This window comes from Gilliamella sp. wkB195 (genome assembly GCF_001690445.1).
In the GTDB taxonomy this organism is placed as follows: domain Bacteria; phylum Pseudomonadota; class Gammaproteobacteria; order Enterobacterales; family Orbaceae; genus Gilliamella; species Gilliamella apicola_E.
This window is the reverse complement of the sequence record NZ_LZGP01000002.1, coordinates 81531-98110: the sequence shown is the minus strand read 5'-3', so window position 1 is coordinate 98110 and position 16580 is coordinate 81531. Positions and strand designations below refer to the sequence as shown.

Genomic DNA, 16580 nt, shown 5'->3' with positions numbered 1-16580 from the left:
CTCATCCTGCTAATTTTTGCGTAATAGCTAAAAGTTGTTTAACATCTTCAGTTCTTGTCGCACCAGTTTCTTTATCAATAATTGACGTATAAATATGTGGAATCACTTTTTTTACACCTGCATCTAAAGCAATTTTCAAAATGGCTTCATAATTGTCTAAATCTATTCCCCCTGTAGGTTCTAGATAAAAATCATATTCAGCACAGCATTTAGCTACATATTCATATTCATCTACATGTTTTAAACCACCCATAGGAAAATATTTTATAGAGCTCCCGCCCATATCTTTTAATAACGCAATAGCGGTTTCAACAGGTACGATTGCAGCGGGTGATTTTGAACTTAATGGTCCGGTTGCGATATTAACTAAGCCCACTTTACCTGTTGGTGATACAAGTCCATTGATTACGGTTTCTTTTTGCCCTAACAAAGCGCGACTTGTTCCTACTCCAGTAAAAACTTGATTGACATGTTGAGGCTGAAGAACGGCTGATATTTCAGACACCATGTTAGATTGATTTGGATCACCCGCGCCAAGGCCAACTGAAATTGCATTATCAATGGCTAAAGCATATTTTTTCATATCAGTAATTGCTTGCTCATTATCTGGATAATTTTTTGATAAGACGCCAACAACAACATTAGTTTGAGCAGCTTCATAAATAGCACGCGCATTATCAATTGAATTGGCTAGTACATTCAAACAGACTCGATCATTAAAATAATTTGGTGTTAATTGCATTATTTTACTCCTTGGATAATTTTTATAATTTTGTTATAGATAATATCAAGCTGTTCGGCAGTGACACTGCGAACATCTGCATCTACTTTGCCTTCATTGGCCTTATATTCCCTAAAATAGACTGCAACTTCACCTTGCTTCATCAGCTCAATCATTTCAATTGCGGTTTTACCAATAACTTTTGAATTAAATGATATTTCGGCTCGAGCAATATCGCGCCCTGCACCATCCCAAACAACTTTTGCTGATATGCCATCAATAGAATTTAATTTTTCAATAAATGGTGTCATTTTAGAAACCATTTCTTGTCCAGTTTCTTGCTTTGGATCATTAATATATAACTCAATAGCCTTTGTTAAACCTAAAATACCTTCTTTACCCACTTTCATTGGTCTTCCAATACCTTGGGACTGAAGTTTAAGCCACTCAATTGCTTGATGACGACCAATGACTAATCCACTAGTCGGCCCTTCAATTGCTTTTGCACCACTATAGATAACTAAATCCGCACCTTGTTGATAATAGGCTTGTAAATCCTCTTCTGCAGCGGCATCAACAATTAAAGGAATATTATATTTTTTGGCAATCGTGGCGGTTTGAGCTACGGATAACATACTTTTTTGCACGCAATGGTGTGATTTAACATATAAAATAGCTGCAGTATCAGGATTAATTAGTGATTCAATATGCTCTGGTTTACACTCATTCGCATACCCCGCCTCAACGACAAGCCCACCACCTAAAGACACCATCGTACCGATAGGAGCACCAAAATTAACGTTATGTCCTTTGGGAACGATAATTTCACGAGGTACATATTTATCTGAACTATGGAGATTAAATAGCAGATCACGATCATCTTTAACAATTAAACCCGCGACAGCTTGCGCAATTCCAGCAGAAGCACAGGACACAACTACAGCATTTTCTACATTAAGTAATTTAGCAATGTATTGACCTGTTTTATCAACAAGATCTTTTATTTCAAAATATTCATTCAAACCATGAGATACGGTATCTACCACTTCTGCTCTAGGGGTTGATACACCTAAAATAGTCATTCGCCCGGAAGCATTAATCACTTTTTTCAAATGGTATTTACTGTATATTTCTTTTTCAGTTTGAGATTCTGAGCTCATTTTCACTACCTTCTTGTATTATTTCAATAATATTATTAACGATAGAAGCCAAAGGAACAAACTGCTCATGACATTCACGCACATCACCTTCTGAATCAGTAAACAAAACAGTCTGCTTTCTTACATCAAAAATAGTCAAATCAGCATCATAGCCAATTGCTATTTCTCCTTTGTTTTTTAAATGCAATATTTGTGCCGCATTTTTCGTCACACTATCTATAATTCTAGTTTTGCTATAACCTAAACAAATAAATTTACTCATGACATTAGCCAAGCTAAATACTGGGCCTTGTAAGCGATTTTTAGAATAAATATCAGAACTGATAGTGTTAGGATAAACATCTAAACATTTAGCGCGCTCGGCAACAGCAAAACTAAAACTTTCACCGCCATGACCAATATCTAAAATGACGCCACGCTCAATAGCGCGTTTAATTGAATCTCGCAGATTATTTTGTTTATCGAATATTTGATTTGGTTTACCATTAAAACAGTGAGTAATAATGTCGCCTTTAGTTAATAAATCTGCAATTTCATCAAGTTCAGGAGGATTATTACCAACATGAATCATCAGTGGTAAACCAGTCTTTTTCTGTATCTCTTTCGCTTTGATTAATGGTAAAATACCATTGTCACCAACAACGCTACGGCTCATCCTAACTTTTATTCCAATAATAAAATGAGGATATTTAGCGAGTGATTTGTCAAATAACGCAACATCAACATCTTGCATATCAGCAAGCTCATTTTGCCTTATTAAGCCAATTTTTGAGATATTTAAAAAAGAATAAACATGAGTCTTAGCTTGCATAGCTAAATCATAAAACTCATCAATATCTAGGGCACCAACACTGCCGGCGTCAACAACTGTCGTCACCCCAGCCTTAACACCAATTAGATCGGGTTCATCATGATATATAGGTGAGCGCGCAAAGCAGTGAGTGTGAGAATCGATCCAACCAGCACTGATATAGTGTTGACTTTTTAGATCCAACACCTGTTCAGATGGGGCTGTTATATCCTTGCCAATTTCAACAATTTTGCCATGGTTAATAGCGATATCAGTTACTGAATCATTAATAAGTTTGGCATTTTTTATAATTAAGTCATACATAATTTAATCCAACCCCTCCACCATGTTATAAATAGAGGGGAACATGACGTTATATAATTGGGAAGATACCACCAAAGATCATGGCACCCAAGATTGCACCGCCAGTAATAGGCTTTTTCCACACATAAAATAGTAGTGCACCAAGCAGTGAACCTATACCGATTGGAATAGAAGCAACCATAGCTGATAAAATAATCATTGGACCAAGAAATCTACCTGAAGCATTCCCCGCGCCCATCATGACATCAGCCCCAAAGGTTGAGCCACCGCCACTGTTAACGGTAAATTTACGTATCAGGATGATAATTAAGCCTATTGCTAAACCGAGAATTAAACCTGTTACTAATGCCACAAAAAAATTCTCAATTGGCAATGTATAGCCACCCGCTAATAACAGCGCTGGTACCCCTAAACCAATACCGGTTTGTAGTGCACCGCCGATATCAAGGATACCAACTAGCGATCCTTCAATAACACGTGCAAATAAAAAGCTCGCCCCAAAAGCTGCTACAGCGCCATAGTCGCCCGTTGTCATTCCTGATTTAAGCATTGCAACAAAGGCAATTTCATTAAAAGCGCCAATACCATATACATAGAAAGTATGCGTCCCAGCAAAAATACCAGCAGAGAGTAATCCACAAAGAATAGGGAAAGACCAATCTGCATACCAAAAACTTTTATTAATGGTTGTTTGAGTATTCATAATGTGTTGTTCCCTATATTATTTAAACCAATAAGACAAACCATCTCGAAATGAATTTATCATCTTCATATCAAAACCACGGAAATATCCGCTCATGACAAATAAGATGATTACTGCAACAAGCATGATTTTCATTACTCGATTCCAACCACTGTCATCTACACCTTTGCCAATCAAGATTCCCAGAACTAATCCTGGCACGGCATTACCCATAATTAATTGGGCAAGGCCACCAAACAATGTGCCCCAAAAACCACTTCTTCGACCAGCATCTAAGGCAGCTAACCAGAAAATAACTGGCATCACTGTAGCCACAAGCAAATTCGCAGCTGGAACTAGGACTTTTGTTGCCGTAATTTTTAATGAATCAGGAATAACTGATGTCGTTGTATTTAAAAATAACACAACAATCACACCGATAAATGCGCAAGCAAACGCCATTTTCTTAGGGTCATGTAGTGTTTGAGCTAAATTTCGATTTTTTATCATCAATAATGCAGCACCCCAGTTTGGGATAATACGATGATCAACATCTTGCGTGAATGAACCCGCAGCAACTGATGAAGCCCATGCATTAAAAAAGAATCCTAAACCAAATGAAAAGTGAGCAGCTGGATCACCCTCACATGAATTGAGCTCACCTAGGGTACGAAATGCCCCCATACCTTGATAGGTTGGAGCATGAAACATTCGAGCGGTACCCGCTCCTACTCCAAATCCACACAGTCCACCAATTACAATAGACTTTAACGCTATAATTAGAATTTCCATGATTTTCCTTTTACGTTATTTAGAGATAAATTTAATATCGCTTAGATCGATAAACGTAACATTTACTGATACATCAAGAGTGATGTCATAAAATGCTTTTTTTCTAGGTAAAAAGATAAATAAAAAACGTTCTGTAGTTATCTTTTCTGTAGCAGAAACAACACTAATATCTAGGGGTTCAATTCGTAACATTACATTATTCGTATTTTTAAGCACCTGTTTCTGCACTTGGCTTAAGGCTATGGCAAATGCACGCTGCTTTGAATCCCCTTGCCCGGTTACTCTTACTTGTATCTGCTCAGTTTTTTTCATATTTCAAACCTATTTAAGAACGAGGGTATTTTTTTAAAAATGCTTGGGCGATACGCTGACCAAGCTCTACCGTATCCATAAAACCAAAACCAAGCACTTTACAACCATCATTAATGGCAGTTTCACCCTCTTCAATCGAACGCATACCATGTCGTTGTGAATAACCATACTTATTTTGGGCTGTTATCGCACCCGCGCCACCACTTCCACAAAACGAAAGCCCTAAATCCGCATTTTCTTGATTCATCACATCACCTAATTTCATATCGGCGGCCATACCTGGTATAACAATTGCGCGACATCCATCAATAGAATTGATTCCTTCTGCAATTTTTTGTCCTTTTCCCATTCTATCGCCGATTACGATGACTACTTCAGCCATAATTGTTCTCCTATTAATTATCGTTTTTTATATCTAGTAACTTGTTTAGTTGGCCATGGCCACCTCATAATGAACAGCCAATAAATAAACCTCTTCCATTGGAAGATTATTGAATAGTTCTACTGTTTTACGCGAAAGAGCTAAAGCTTGCTCTGATAATTCATCAAATATAGTGGGATCGACTTCGGGGAGTTTTTCTAAAGTTTTTGCTCTTTCTACCATCGCTTTAACATGTGATAACAGCATCGCTTTTTGCACATCATTTTGAGTGATTTGATGCTCAGCTAACCAATGATTAATGATTTTTATCGTTTGCTCAGTAACAACTTCGGGATCTAAATCATCTTCGACCATTCGGAATTGTGGCATAGTCATTATTATTCTCTTGTTTATTTATAAGATGACTTAGCCTAAATGAAATAACAATCAATGTGGAGAGAGACTTTTTCCTATTGCAAAAGGAAATTTATTATCATGATGAGTGAGTTCTGTAACTAACAAGGATTGTCGTGTTGGACAAGTAATTGAGTAAATTGATTTTAAACTTAATCATTAAAAACGATTAAAAACGTCATTAACACCCTAAATTAATATTAAAAAACCCCGTTCCTCAACTTTTTTTTGATGATCGGGGTTTTAATGTTAAAGCTGATTATTGTGGAGAAGATATATAACCAAGATCGTTTTATTAAAAATTACCAGCTACCGGAGGCACCACCTCCACCGCTAGAACCTCCACCTCCACCGCTAAAGCCGCCGCTATCGCTAAAACCACCGCCAGAATCACCAAAATCGTCACTTCCTCCGTGACTATTTCCTCCTCCGCCAGCTCCGAGAGTTAAAAAGTTGCTAAACAGGAGGCTGAAAAAAAATACGACAAACATTATAACAAACAGAAAAAATGCTATCTCAAATATATATTCCACATGCCAAAGAGTGTATCCAGCAACAGATAATGCGTTAAATAAACCAGTACGTAAACATTGTTTGGTTTTATCTTTACGATATAATAATTTGGCAAGTATAAAACAAATAACGAATGACACCAGCGCATAATAAGCAAAGTTTTCTGTAAATAACTGTTCAATCCTAAGGCCTTGTTCATTATCTTCACAATTCGGGGCTGGATTATCGATTTTTTGTTTCAGCACAGATAAGGCATTATCAATACCTTGATAATAGTTATTTTGTCGAAATTCTGGCGCTAATTGCTCACGAATGATTTTACTGGCCACTAAGTCGGTAATAGTTCCTTCAAGCCCATAGCCAACCTCAATTCGCATGAGTTTATCGTCTTTTACAATAAGTAATAAAATACCATTGTCTTGTCCTTTTCGACCGATTTTCCATTGAATAAAGACTCTATCTGCGTATTGTTCTACCGTTTCATCATCCAGTTTGGGAATCATTAAAACCGCTATCTGGGCACCATCTGTTCGAGGCTTTTCAAAGCCAATTAGGCTTGATTCTAATGACTCTTTTTGAGAATCGGTTAAAGTATGAGTCGTGTCGATAACACGATGTGCAAATTCCGGGATGTCAGTTAGCCCATAACAAAACCAACTGAATGTTAACAATAAACTACTTAGAAAATATCTTTTCATTATATTTTCTGCCTCATGACTAACAACGCTAAATAAAACTATTATATAGTCAAATCAAAATCTTACTATTAAAACTTAATGAGTATGATCTTTGTTCATCTCATTACCAACGACCAGATGCACCGCCACCACCACTGCGGCCACCACCGCCACCACTAAATCCGCCACCTCGAGAACCACCGCTAGAACCACCAAAACCGCCACTTCCTCCGCGATTATTTCCTCCTCCGCCAGCTCCGGGAGTTAAAATGCCGCTAGCCATGGTACTTAAACAAAATACGACACACATTATAACAAACATCAAAAATGCTATCTCAAGTATATATTCCACATGCCAAAGAGTGTATCCAGCAACAGATAATGCGTTAAATAAACCAGTACGTAAACATTGTTTGGTTTTATCTTTACGATATAATAATTTGGCAAGTATAAAACAAATAACGAATGACACCAGCGCATAATAAGCAAAGTTTTCTGTAAATAACTGTTCAATCCTAAGGCCTTGTTCATTATCTTCACAATTCGGGGCAGGATTATCGATTTTTTGTTTCAGCACAGATAAGGCATTATCAATACCCTGATAATAGTTATTTTGTCGAAATTCTGGCGCTAATTGCTCACGAATGATTTTACTGGCCACTAAGTCGGTAATAGTTCCTTCAAGCCCATAGCCAACCTCAATTCGCATGAGTTTATCGTCTTTTACAATAAGTAATAAAATACCATTGTCTTGTCCTTTTCGACCGATTTTCCATTGAATAAAGACTCTATCTGCGTATTGTTCTACCGTTTCATCATCCAGTTTGGGAATCATTAAAACCGCTATCTGGGCACCATCTGTTCGAGGCTTTTCAAAGCCAATTAGGCTTGATTCTAATGACTCTTTTTGAGAATCGATTAAAGTATGAGTCGTGTCGATAACACGATGTGCAAATTCCGGGATGTCTGTTAGCCCATAACAAAACCAACTGAATATTAACAATAAACTACTTAGAAAATATCTTTTCATTATATTTTCTGCCTCATGACTAACAACGCTAAATAAAACTATTATATAGTCAAATCAAAATCTTACTATTAAAACTTAAAGAGTATGATCTCTTTGTTCATCTCATTACCAACGACCAGATGCACCACCACTGCGGCCGCCACATCCACCTCGGCACTCGAATAGCTATATGAAGATCGACTGCTTCTGCCACTCCCGCTACGACTTCTTCTTATGCCGTTTTTACGACTGATAGCGATGAATAACAAGTTAGCAAACACATAATTTATACCAAAAATAAAAACGACATCGGTAAGATATAAGTAACTAAAATCGTGAACATACCAAGTTACAATAAGGAGAAACAAACTATTTGATAGTGATGTGATGATAATGCGTTTAAATTCACTTTTTTCGAATTTAACCGTGAAAACGAACAAACAAAAAAAGAAAACACTTTCCAGCTTTGTTGAATAATCCAGTTAAACATCATATCTAACATTTCACTTAACCCAATTCTATAATTATTCTGGGTTTGTTTCTCTGGATGAATTTCATTACCCATTATGACATCTTTTAATACCGAAATTGCATCATTAATACCTTGATAATAGTTCTTTTGCTTAAATTGTGGGGTTTGCTGTTCCCGAATGATGTGGCTAGCGATTGTTGTAAAAAATAAACTGCTATTAATCGATATGATTAAGGCGCATATAGCGCCTTATTTTTTATCCTATTTACCAGCTACCGGAAGCGCCACCGCCTCCACTGCGACCACCACCGCCGCCGCTAAAGCCGCCACCTCCGCCGAAGCCACCGCTAGAACCACCAAAACCGCCTCCTCCTCGATGATTTCCTCTTCCGCCGCCTGCTCCGGGAGTCACAATGCGGCTGGCAATGGTACTCAAAATAAATACCACAAACATGATAAATACTATAATAAATATATCGCGCATATGCCAAAGGGTAAATCCACCAACAGATAGAGCGTTAAATAAACCAGTAAGAAGACATTGATTGGTTTTATCTTTACGATACAATAATTTGGCAAGTATAAGACAAATAACAAATGACACCAGCGCATAATTACTCAACATGGAAGTAAAATCTTCTGATGATAACAAGTTAAAGCCTTGTTCGTTATCTTCACTTTTCGGGGCAGGATTATCGATTTTTTGTTTCAGTGCAGATAAGGCATTATCAATTCCTTGATAATAGTTATTTTGTCGAAATTCTGGCGCTAATTGTTCACGAATAATTTTACTGGCCACTAAGTCGGTAATAGTTCCTTCAAGCCCATAACCAACCTCAATTCGCATACGTTTATCATCTTTTACAATAAGTAATAAAATACCATTGTCTTGTCCTTTTCGACCGATTTTCCATTGAATAAAGACTCTATCTGCGTATTGTTCTACCGTTTCATCATCCAGTTTGGGAATCATTAAAACCGCAATCTGGGCGCCATCTGTTCGAGGCTTTTCAAAGCCAATTAGGCTTGATTCTAATGACTCTTTTTGAGAATCGGTTAAAGTATGAGTCGTGTCGATAACACGATGTGCAAATTCCGGGATGTCTGTTAGCCCATAACAAAACCAACTGAATATTAACAATAAACTACTTAGAAAATATCTTTTCATTGTATTTTTTGCCTTATGATTAACAACGCTAAATAAAATTTTACTTTTTACAACAAACAGTTAATTGCGATCCATTTAATAAAGCGTTTAGACAAGATATCATTGGTTAACTAAAACTAGTATATAGCCGAATCATAATCTTACTATTAAAACTTAATGAGTATTATCTTTGTTCATCTCATTACCAACGACCAGATGCACCGCCACCACCACTGCGGCCGCCGCCTCCGCCGGTTCGGGAACATCTACTCGAATGGCTATATGAAGATCGGCTGCTACTGCCACTCCCGCTACGACTTCTTCTAGTGCCATTTTTAAAACTGATAGCGATGAATAACAAGTTAGCAACTACATAATTTATACCAAAAATAAAAACGACATCGGTTAGATATAAGTAAGTAAAACCGTGAACACACCAAGTTACAATTAGGATAAATAAACTATTTGATAGTGATGTAATGATAATGCGTTTAAATACATTTTTTTCGAATTTAACCGTGAAGGCTAAACAAACAAAAAAGGAAAACACTTTCCAGCTTTGTTGAATAATCCAGTTAAACAACATATCTAACATTTCACTTAACCCAATTCTATGATTATTCTGGGTTTGTTTCTCTGGATGAATTTCATAACCTATTGTGACATCTTTTAATACCGAAATTGCATCATTAATACCTTGATAATAATTATTTTGCTTAAATTGTGGAGCTAACTGTTCCCGAATGATGTGGCTAGCAACTAAATCAGTAACAATGCCTTCAAGCCCATACCCCACTTCAATACGCATCTGTCGGTCATCTTTTACTACTAACAATAAAATACCATTATCCAGCCCTTTTCTTCCAATTTTCCATTGGTTAAAAACTCTCTGCGCGTACTGCTCTATGGTTTCGTTGTCGAGATTTGCGATCATCAAAACCGCTATTTGCGCCCCATCAGTTTTCGAGTGTTCAAATTGAATTAGGCTTGATTCTAAAGACTTGACTTGCGATGCACTTAAAGTATTGGTTGTATCAATAATATGACTATTAAAAGCAGGAATTTCAGTCAAACCATAACTAAACCAACTAAGCATTAACAACATACTAAAGAAAACATATTTTTTCATTATATTTTGACCAAAATGACCTGCAATAGAATAATATTATTACTTTTAAAAAACGCATATCAAAAGCTAATCTACTCTATTTTAGGTTTAAGTAGTATAAGACTTCAATGGGTAGAAATGACTATTATATAGTCAGATAACAATTTTGCTATTAACATCTGCTTTTTTTATCAAGTTTTGCCGTCATGGAAATTTGGCACTATTTATTTTGTATTGGGGAAACTTAATAGAGCTTTATTGTAAAATATTTCTATGAGATCGAGTTAATGTATGGTCATAACTCGATCTTAAAGGATGAGAATTTCAGTTGATCGATACCAACTGATGATTTACAGCAAACTTAACGCTCAATATTTTTTGACAATTATGTTTATTGAAAGTTAACTGCGGGTGCATTTGAAATTTCTTTTTCATTATCAACCGTAAATTGCTGTTTAGGTTCTACACCTATAAAGCCAGCAATCCACTTATTTGGTATTTTTCGGATATAAATATTAAACGATTGAACTGCTTGTATATATCGTCCTCGGGCAACTGCGATCCGATTTTCAGTGCCTTCTAACTGGCTCATAAGATCCTGAAAAAGTGAACTGGCTTTAAGATCTGGATAGTTTTCACTGACAGCAATTAAGTGACTTAAGGCAGTACTTAATTCTGATTGCGCTTGTTGGAATTTAGCAAATAAAGCAGGATCAGTTAGCTGATCAGCATTGATTTGAATTGAGCCAACTTTACTTCTTGCTTCGGTCACTTGAGTTAACACTTCTTTTTCGTGTGTAGTATAACCTTTAACCGTATTAACTAAACTTGGAGTTAAATCAGCCCGACGCTTATATTGGTTGACAACTTCTGACCATGCAGCTGCTACACCTTCGTCACGGGTTTGGATATCATTGTATCGACTAAAACAAAAAAATGCTCCAACAATAATTAATACCAAAACACATAATAGAAATTTTGATTTCATTGTATATTCCTATAAATAGTTGAATTTATGGATAGCTTAACAAATGAATACATCAAAAAATAGAATTAAAATAAGCTATCTGCGATTTTTAAACACTTATTTATACCTCAAGTTTAAATCTCACTAACAAATTTATACCGATATCTCGATAAAAAGAACAAGCTCTGAAAAAAACAAGGAATGTAAGTTATCAATCTGTGGACTCACTAATATTGAATTGGCTATATTGCAAATTAATGTCGCCTTAATCCACACCGTTTAAGATAATTTACTCAATATTATTATAGCCATTTTTATAATGCATGCTATGCATAATCCTAATTTACGCATAAAAAATATACCGCTTATTTTTATTCTTGATCATAAAACTTTTATTAATGATGATTTAGGTAGATTTTACCAATTTATAATAAGCGGTTTATTATTTGATAATTATTTATAATACACTTTCAAAGCATTCTAACTGTGCCGGCTCATAGTAAATATCGTTATTATTTGGTCTATTTCCGGTATTACGATGTGTATGTTTGAATTGTTCTGAATTTACCCAAGCGTCAAAATCGGCTTTTGATTCCCACTCGGCAAATGATGAAAATAACGTATAATTTTCCTCAGATTTCCCCTTTAAAAAATAAAAACGATTAAAGCCTTTCATCTCTTTTAAATGAGTATCACGATTACGCCATATTTCAATAAAAGCCTCTTCACTACCTCGTTTTACTTTAAATCGGTTCATGACAATATACATATCTAAACTCCTTTTTTAAATACACATAAAAAAATAGCACGTGCTTACACGTGCTATTTTAATAACTTAGTCCTACTGACTATTGATTTTCTTCTGCAGAATTGAGTAATTCTGCTAAGTTAGCTGTTGCTTCTTCAGCTGAAACAGTTGGTTGAATTTCATCATCAATAGGCATTGTACGTTTACGCAAACGCTCTTTATGATAAGCATAACCAGTACCAGCTGGAATTAAGCGACCAACAATAACGTTTTCTTTCAAGCCACGAAGCTCATCATTTTTACCAGCAACTGCTGCTTCAGTTAATACGCGAGTCGTTTCTTGGAACGATGCCGCAGAAATAAATGATTCAGTAGTAAGTGATGCTTTAGTAATACCAAGCAGATCATGCAAGTAAACAATTGGCTCTTTACCTTGTGCCTCAAGCTCACGATTAATAATCTTCAAGCGTGAAACTTCAAGTTGTTCGCCGTCAAGTAAACGAGAACCACCCGGATGAATAACTGTCGCTTTACGTAACATCTGACGAACAATAACTTCAATATGTTTATCATTGATTTTTACACCTTGTAAGCGATAAACTTCTTGAACTTCGTTAACGATGTAACGTGTCACTGCATTAACACCACGTAAACGTAAAATGTCATGTGCAGATTCTGGACCGTCAGAAATCACATCACCACGTCCAACTTGTTCGCCTTCAAATACGTTGAGTTGACGCCATTTTGGAATCATCTCTTCATATGGATCACTACCATCTAGTGGAGTGATAATTAAGCGACGTTTACCTTTGGTTTCTTTACCAAACGAGATAATACCATCGATTTCAGCAAGAATTGCTGGCTCTTTAGGTTTACGTGCTTCAAATAAGTCAGCAACGCGTGGTAAACCACCGGTAATATCTTTAGTACCAACCGATGCTTGTGGAATACGTGCAAGTGTATCACCCACATTGATTTCAGCACCATCTTCTAATTGTACTAATGCTTTACCTGGTAAGAAATATTGAGCAAGCATCTCTGTACCTGCAACATAAATATCTTTACCTTTAGCATCAACAATCTTAATTGCTGGACGTAAATCTTTACCAACACCTGTTCGTTCAGCGACATCTAAAATAACAATTGATGATAAACCTGTTAATTCGTCGGTTTGACGGGTGATAGTTTGACCATCAACCATATCAACAAATTTAACAAAGCCTTTCGCTTCAGAGATAACTGGCATGGTATGTGGATCCCAGTTAGCAACTGTTTCACCGGCATCAACCGCTGCACCATTACCTTTAGTTAGAATCGAACCATAAGGAACTTTATAAGTTTCTTTCATTCGACCTAATTCATCGATAATCGTTAATTCAGCATTACGAGATGTAATAACCAGTTTCTTATCTGGGTTAGTTACAAATTTAGCATTAGATAATTTGATGCTACCTTTGTTTTTAACTTGAACACTTGATTCTGCTGCTGCTCGTGATGCCGCACCACCGATATGGAACGTACGCATGGTTAACTGTGTACCTGGCTCACCGATTGATTGAGCAGCGATAACACCGATTGCTTCACCTTTATTTACTAGGTGACCACGGGCTAAGTCACGACCATAACATTTCGCACAAACACCAAAGTCAGTATCACACGAAACAACTGAACGAACTTTAACGCTATCTACAGATTCTTCTTCAAGTAAATCACAATAGTTTTCATCAAGTAGCGTATTACGAGGAATTAAAATATCCGCACTACCTGGTTTTAATACATCTTCTGCTGTTACACGACCTAATACACGTTCACGAAGTGGCTCTTTAACATCTCCACCTTCGATAACTGGTGTCATCACTACACCTTCTAACGTACCACAGTCATCTTCAATAACGACTAGATCTTGAGCTACGTCAACTAAACGGCGAGTTAAGTAACCTGAGTTCGCAGTTTTTAATGCGGTATCGGCAAGACCTTTACGCGCACCATGGGTCGAGATAAAGTACTGAAGAACGTTTAACCCTTCACGGAAGTTTGCCGTAATTGGTGTTTCGATGATTGAACCATCCGGTTTTGCCATCAATCCACGCATACCAGCTAACTGACGAATCTGAGCTGCAGAACCCCGCGCACCAGAGTCGGCCATCATATAGATGCTGTTAAATGAAGATTGAACTTCTTCTTTACCTTCATGATTGATCACTTTTTCAGTTGATAAGTTATCCATCATCGCTTTAGCAACACGTTCATTGGCTGCTGCCCAGATATCGATAACTTTGTTATAGCGTTCACCAGCGGTAACTAAACCTGATTGGAACTGTTCTTGAATTTCAGCAACTTCAATTTCAGCTTCATTGATGATTTGTAATTTTTTAGCTGGAATTTCCATATCATCAATACCAACCGATACACCAGAACGTGCTGCATAAGCAAATCCGGTATACATTACTTGGTCAGCCAAGATAACAGTTTCTTTCATGCCTAATTGGCGATAACAAATATTTAAAATTCGTGAAATCGCCTTTTTACCAAGTGGTTGATTGATGACAGAGAAGCTCATACCTTTAGGCATAATTAACCATAAGATAGCACGACCAACTGTAGTATCAACTACAGAAGTTGTATCTTCCCACTCACCAATACTATTACGGTGGCTTTCAGTAATACGTACTTTAACTTTAGCATGTAGCTCAACAAGACCTAAGCGATACAGTTTTTCTGCTTCTTTAGGTCCGGTTAAAATCATGCCTTCACCTTTCGCATTGACTTTATCACGAGTCATGTAGTAAAGACCTAATACCACGTCCTGAGAAGGAACAATGATAGGCTCACCACTCGCAGGTGAAAGAATGTTGTTGGTTGACATCATTAACGCACGCGCTTCTAATTGCGCTTCTAACGTTAATGGTACATGAACCGCCATTTGGTCACCATCGAAGTCAGCATTGAATGCCGCACAAACTAATGGATGTAATTGGATCGCTTTACCTTCAATTAGGATAGGTTCAAATGCCTGAATACCTAATCGGTGAAGTGTTGGTGCACGGTTTAGTAATACCGGATGTTCACGGATAACTTCATCTAAGATATCCCAAACAATTGCATCTTCACGTTCAACCATTTTCTTGGCTGCTTTAATGGTAGTTGCATAACCACGACGCTCTAATTTACCGTAAATAAATGGTTTGAATAATTCAAGTGCCATTTTCTTCGGTAAACCACATTGATGTAATCGTAAGTATGGACCTACAGTGATTACTGAACGACCTGAGTAGTCAACACGTTTACCTAATAAGTTTTGACGGAAACGACCTTGCTTACCTTTAATCATATCGGCAAGTGATTTTAATGGACGTTTGTTTGAACCGGTAATAGCACGACCACGGCGACCATTATCTAATAATGCGTCAACAGATTCTTGTAACATACGTTTTTCGTTACGTACGATAATATCTGGCGCTGCCAAATCTAATAAACGTTTTAAACGATTATTACGGTTAATCACTCGACGATATAGATCGTTCAAATCTGATGTTGCAAAACGTCCGCCATCTAGCGGTACTAATGGACGTAAATCGGGTGGCAACACAGGTAATACGTTTAAGATCATCCATTCTGGTTTATTTTCTGATTGAATGAATGCTTCAATAATCTTAATACGTTTAGTCAGTTTTTTACGCTTAGTTTCAGAATTGGTAGTTTCAAGCTCATCACGTAGTGCTTCACATTCAGCTTGCACATCGATATTACGTAGTAATTCTTGAATTGCTTCGGCACCCATACGAGCATCGAATTCATCACCAAACTCTTCTAACGCATCTAAATATTGTTCTTCTGTTAAAATTTGACCGCGTTCTAAGTTTGTCATTCCGCCGTCAAGAACCATAAATGATTCAAAATAAAGCACACGTTCAATGTCACGAAGTGGCATATCTAATAATAGACCAATACGTGATGGTAATGATTTTAAAAACCAGATATGTGCAGTAGGTGATGCGAGCTCAATATGCCCCATACGCTCACGACGTACTTTGGCTTGAGTAACTTCAACACCACATTTTTCACAGATCACACCACGGTGTTTTAAACGTTTATATTTTCCACATAAACATTCATAATCTTTTACTGGTCCAAAAATACGAGCACAAAACAATCCGTCACGTTCCGGTTTGAACGTACGATAGTTAATTGTTTCAGGTTTTTTAACTTCACCAAAAGACCATGAACGAATCATATCAGGAGAGGCAAGGCCTATCTTGATAGCATCAAAATCTTCAGTTTTAGTTTGTGCTTTTAGAAACTTTAGTAAGTCTTTCACAATTGACTCCTATGGAGTTAAACCAATTAGATAACTTATCATTGCTGATAAGTTATCCCTATAAA

The 16580-nt window shown here is 36.8% G+C and carries 15 protein-coding genes; all 15 read right to left on the bottom strand.

What is annotated here, in order from left to right:
* Position 1 precedes the first annotated feature (1 nt).
* Positions 2–742 (bottom strand): 2-dehydro-3-deoxy-phosphogluconate aldolase, encoded by a 741-nt coding sequence (dagF, locus tag A9G08_RS00645; protein WP_065561832.1) that lies wholly within the window; start codon positions 740–742, stop codon positions 2–4.
* Positions 742–1881, bottom strand: coding sequence for a DgaE family pyridoxal phosphate-dependent ammonia lyase (locus A9G08_RS00640; RefSeq protein WP_065561831.1), 1140 nt, complete (start codon positions 1879–1881; stop codon positions 742–744). Before A9G08_RS00640 ends, dagF begins: the two co-directional genes overlap by 1 nt.
* On the bottom strand, positions 1859–2995 hold the full coding sequence (locus tag A9G08_RS00635) for an amidohydrolase/deacetylase family metallohydrolase (RefSeq protein ID WP_065561830.1): 1137 nt from the start codon (positions 2993–2995) through the stop codon (positions 1859–1861). Before A9G08_RS00635 ends, A9G08_RS00640 begins: the two co-directional genes overlap by 23 nt.
* A gap of 49 nt (positions 2996–3044) precedes the next feature.
* Positions 3045–3698 (bottom strand): DUF4310 family protein, encoded by a 654-nt coding sequence (locus tag A9G08_RS00630; RefSeq protein WP_065561829.1) that lies wholly within the window; start codon positions 3696–3698, stop codon positions 3045–3047.
* 18 nt (positions 3699–3716) lie between these two features.
* Entirely contained in the window at positions 3717–4469 is a 753-nt protein-coding gene (locus A9G08_RS00625; protein ID WP_065561828.1) for a DUF4311 domain-containing protein, read from the bottom strand.
* A gap of 15 nt (positions 4470–4484) precedes the next feature.
* Positions 4485–4781: a DUF4312 family protein gene (locus tag A9G08_RS00620; protein WP_065561827.1), complete on the bottom strand. Its 297-nt coding sequence runs from the start codon at positions 4779–4781 to the stop codon at positions 4485–4487.
* Between the two features lie 13 nt (positions 4782–4794).
* Positions 4795–5163, bottom strand: a complete 369-nt coding sequence (locus A9G08_RS00615) for an SFCGS family glycine-rich protein (protein ID WP_065561826.1) — start codon at positions 5161–5163, stop codon at positions 4795–4797.
* A gap of 45 nt (positions 5164–5208) precedes the next feature.
* The gene (locus tag A9G08_RS00610) at positions 5209–5538 is read right to left on the bottom strand and encodes a PRD domain-containing protein (RefSeq protein WP_065561825.1); all 330 of its coding nucleotides are present in this window, start codon (positions 5536–5538) and stop codon (positions 5209–5211) included.
* Positions 5539–5858: 320 nt separating this feature from the next.
* Positions 5859–6767: a TPM domain-containing protein gene (locus A9G08_RS00605; RefSeq protein ID WP_065561824.1), complete on the bottom strand. Its 909-nt coding sequence runs from the start codon at positions 6765–6767 to the stop codon at positions 5859–5861.
* A 103-nt stretch (positions 6768–6870) separates the two neighbouring features.
* Positions 6871–7776 carry a TPM domain-containing protein gene (locus A9G08_RS00600; protein WP_065561823.1) on the bottom strand — a complete coding sequence of 302 codons (906 nt, stop codon included), beginning with the start codon at positions 7774–7776 and terminating at the stop codon, positions 6871–6873.
* A gap of 716 nt (positions 7777–8492) precedes the next feature.
* Positions 8493–9395 carry a TPM domain-containing protein gene (locus tag A9G08_RS00590; protein WP_065561821.1) on the bottom strand — a complete coding sequence of 301 codons (903 nt, stop codon included), beginning with the start codon at positions 9393–9395 and terminating at the stop codon, positions 8493–8495.
* Positions 9396–9576: 181 nt separating this feature from the next.
* The gene (locus A9G08_RS00585; protein ID WP_065561820.1) at positions 9577–10503 is read right to left on the bottom strand and encodes a TPM domain-containing protein; all 927 of its coding nucleotides are present in this window, start codon (positions 10501–10503) and stop codon (positions 9577–9579) included.
* Positions 10504–10873: 370 nt separating this feature from the next.
* The gene (locus tag A9G08_RS00580) at positions 10874–11470 is read right to left on the bottom strand and encodes a LemA family protein (RefSeq protein WP_065561819.1); all 597 of its coding nucleotides are present in this window, start codon (positions 11468–11470) and stop codon (positions 10874–10876) included.
* 436 nt (positions 11471–11906) lie between these two features.
* Positions 11907–12218, bottom strand: a complete 312-nt coding sequence (locus A9G08_RS00575; RefSeq protein ID WP_065561818.1) for an antibiotic biosynthesis monooxygenase family protein — start codon at positions 12216–12218, stop codon at positions 11907–11909.
* A gap of 79 nt (positions 12219–12297) precedes the next feature.
* The gene (rpoC, locus tag A9G08_RS00570; protein WP_065561817.1) at positions 12298–16515 is read right to left on the bottom strand and encodes a DNA-directed RNA polymerase subunit beta'; all 4218 of its coding nucleotides are present in this window, start codon (positions 16513–16515) and stop codon (positions 12298–12300) included.
* Between the last annotated feature and the right edge of the window lie 65 nt (positions 16516–16580).

What these genes read in the sequence shown, in the direction of transcription:
- A9G08_RS00615 (WP_065561826.1), bottom strand. Translation starts at nt 5,163, where the DNA reads ATGGCTGAAGTAGTCATCGTAATCGGCGATAGAATGGGAAAAGGACAA.
- A9G08_RS00635 (WP_065561830.1), bottom strand. Translation starts at nt 2,995, where the DNA reads ATGTATGACTTAATTATAAAAAATGCCAAACTTATTAATGATTCAGTA.
- A9G08_RS00605 (WP_065561824.1), bottom strand. Translation starts at nt 6,767, where the DNA reads ATGAAAAGATATTTTCTAAGTAGTTTATTGTTAACATTCAGTTGGTTT.
- A9G08_RS00600 (WP_065561823.1), bottom strand. Translation starts at nt 7,776, where the DNA reads ATGAAAAGATATTTTCTAAGTAGTTTATTGTTAATATTCAGTTGGTTT.
- dagF (WP_065561832.1), bottom strand. Translation starts at nt 742, where the DNA reads ATGCAATTAACACCAAATTATTTTAATGATCGAGTCTGTTTGAATGTA.
- A9G08_RS00575 (WP_065561818.1), bottom strand. Translation starts at nt 12,218, where the DNA reads ATGTATATTGTCATGAACCGATTTAAAGTAAAACGAGGTAGTGAAGAG.
- A9G08_RS00610 (WP_065561825.1), bottom strand. Translation starts at nt 5,538, where the DNA reads ATGACTATGCCACAATTCCGAATGGTCGAAGATGATTTAGATCCCGAA.
- A9G08_RS00585 (WP_065561820.1), bottom strand. Translation starts at nt 10,503, where the DNA reads ATGAAAAAATATGTTTTCTTTAGTATGTTGTTAATGCTTAGTTGGTTT.
- A9G08_RS00625 (WP_065561828.1), bottom strand. Translation starts at nt 4,469, where the DNA reads ATGGAAATTCTAATTATAGCGTTAAAGTCTATTGTAATTGGTGGACTG.
- A9G08_RS00630 (WP_065561829.1), bottom strand. Translation starts at nt 3,698, where the DNA reads ATGAATACTCAAACAACCATTAATAAAAGTTTTTGGTATGCAGATTGG.
- A9G08_RS00620 (WP_065561827.1), bottom strand. Translation starts at nt 4,781, where the DNA reads ATGAAAAAAACTGAGCAGATACAAGTAAGAGTAACCGGGCAAGGGGAT.
- A9G08_RS00580 (WP_065561819.1), bottom strand. Translation starts at nt 11,470, where the DNA reads ATGAAATCAAAATTTCTATTATGTGTTTTGGTATTAATTATTGTTGGA.
- A9G08_RS00640 (WP_065561831.1), bottom strand. Translation starts at nt 1,881, where the DNA reads ATGAGCTCAGAATCTCAAACTGAAAAAGAAATATACAGTAAATACCAT.
- A9G08_RS00590 (WP_065561821.1), bottom strand. Translation starts at nt 9,395, where the DNA reads ATGAAAAGATATTTTCTAAGTAGTTTATTGTTAATATTCAGTTGGTTT.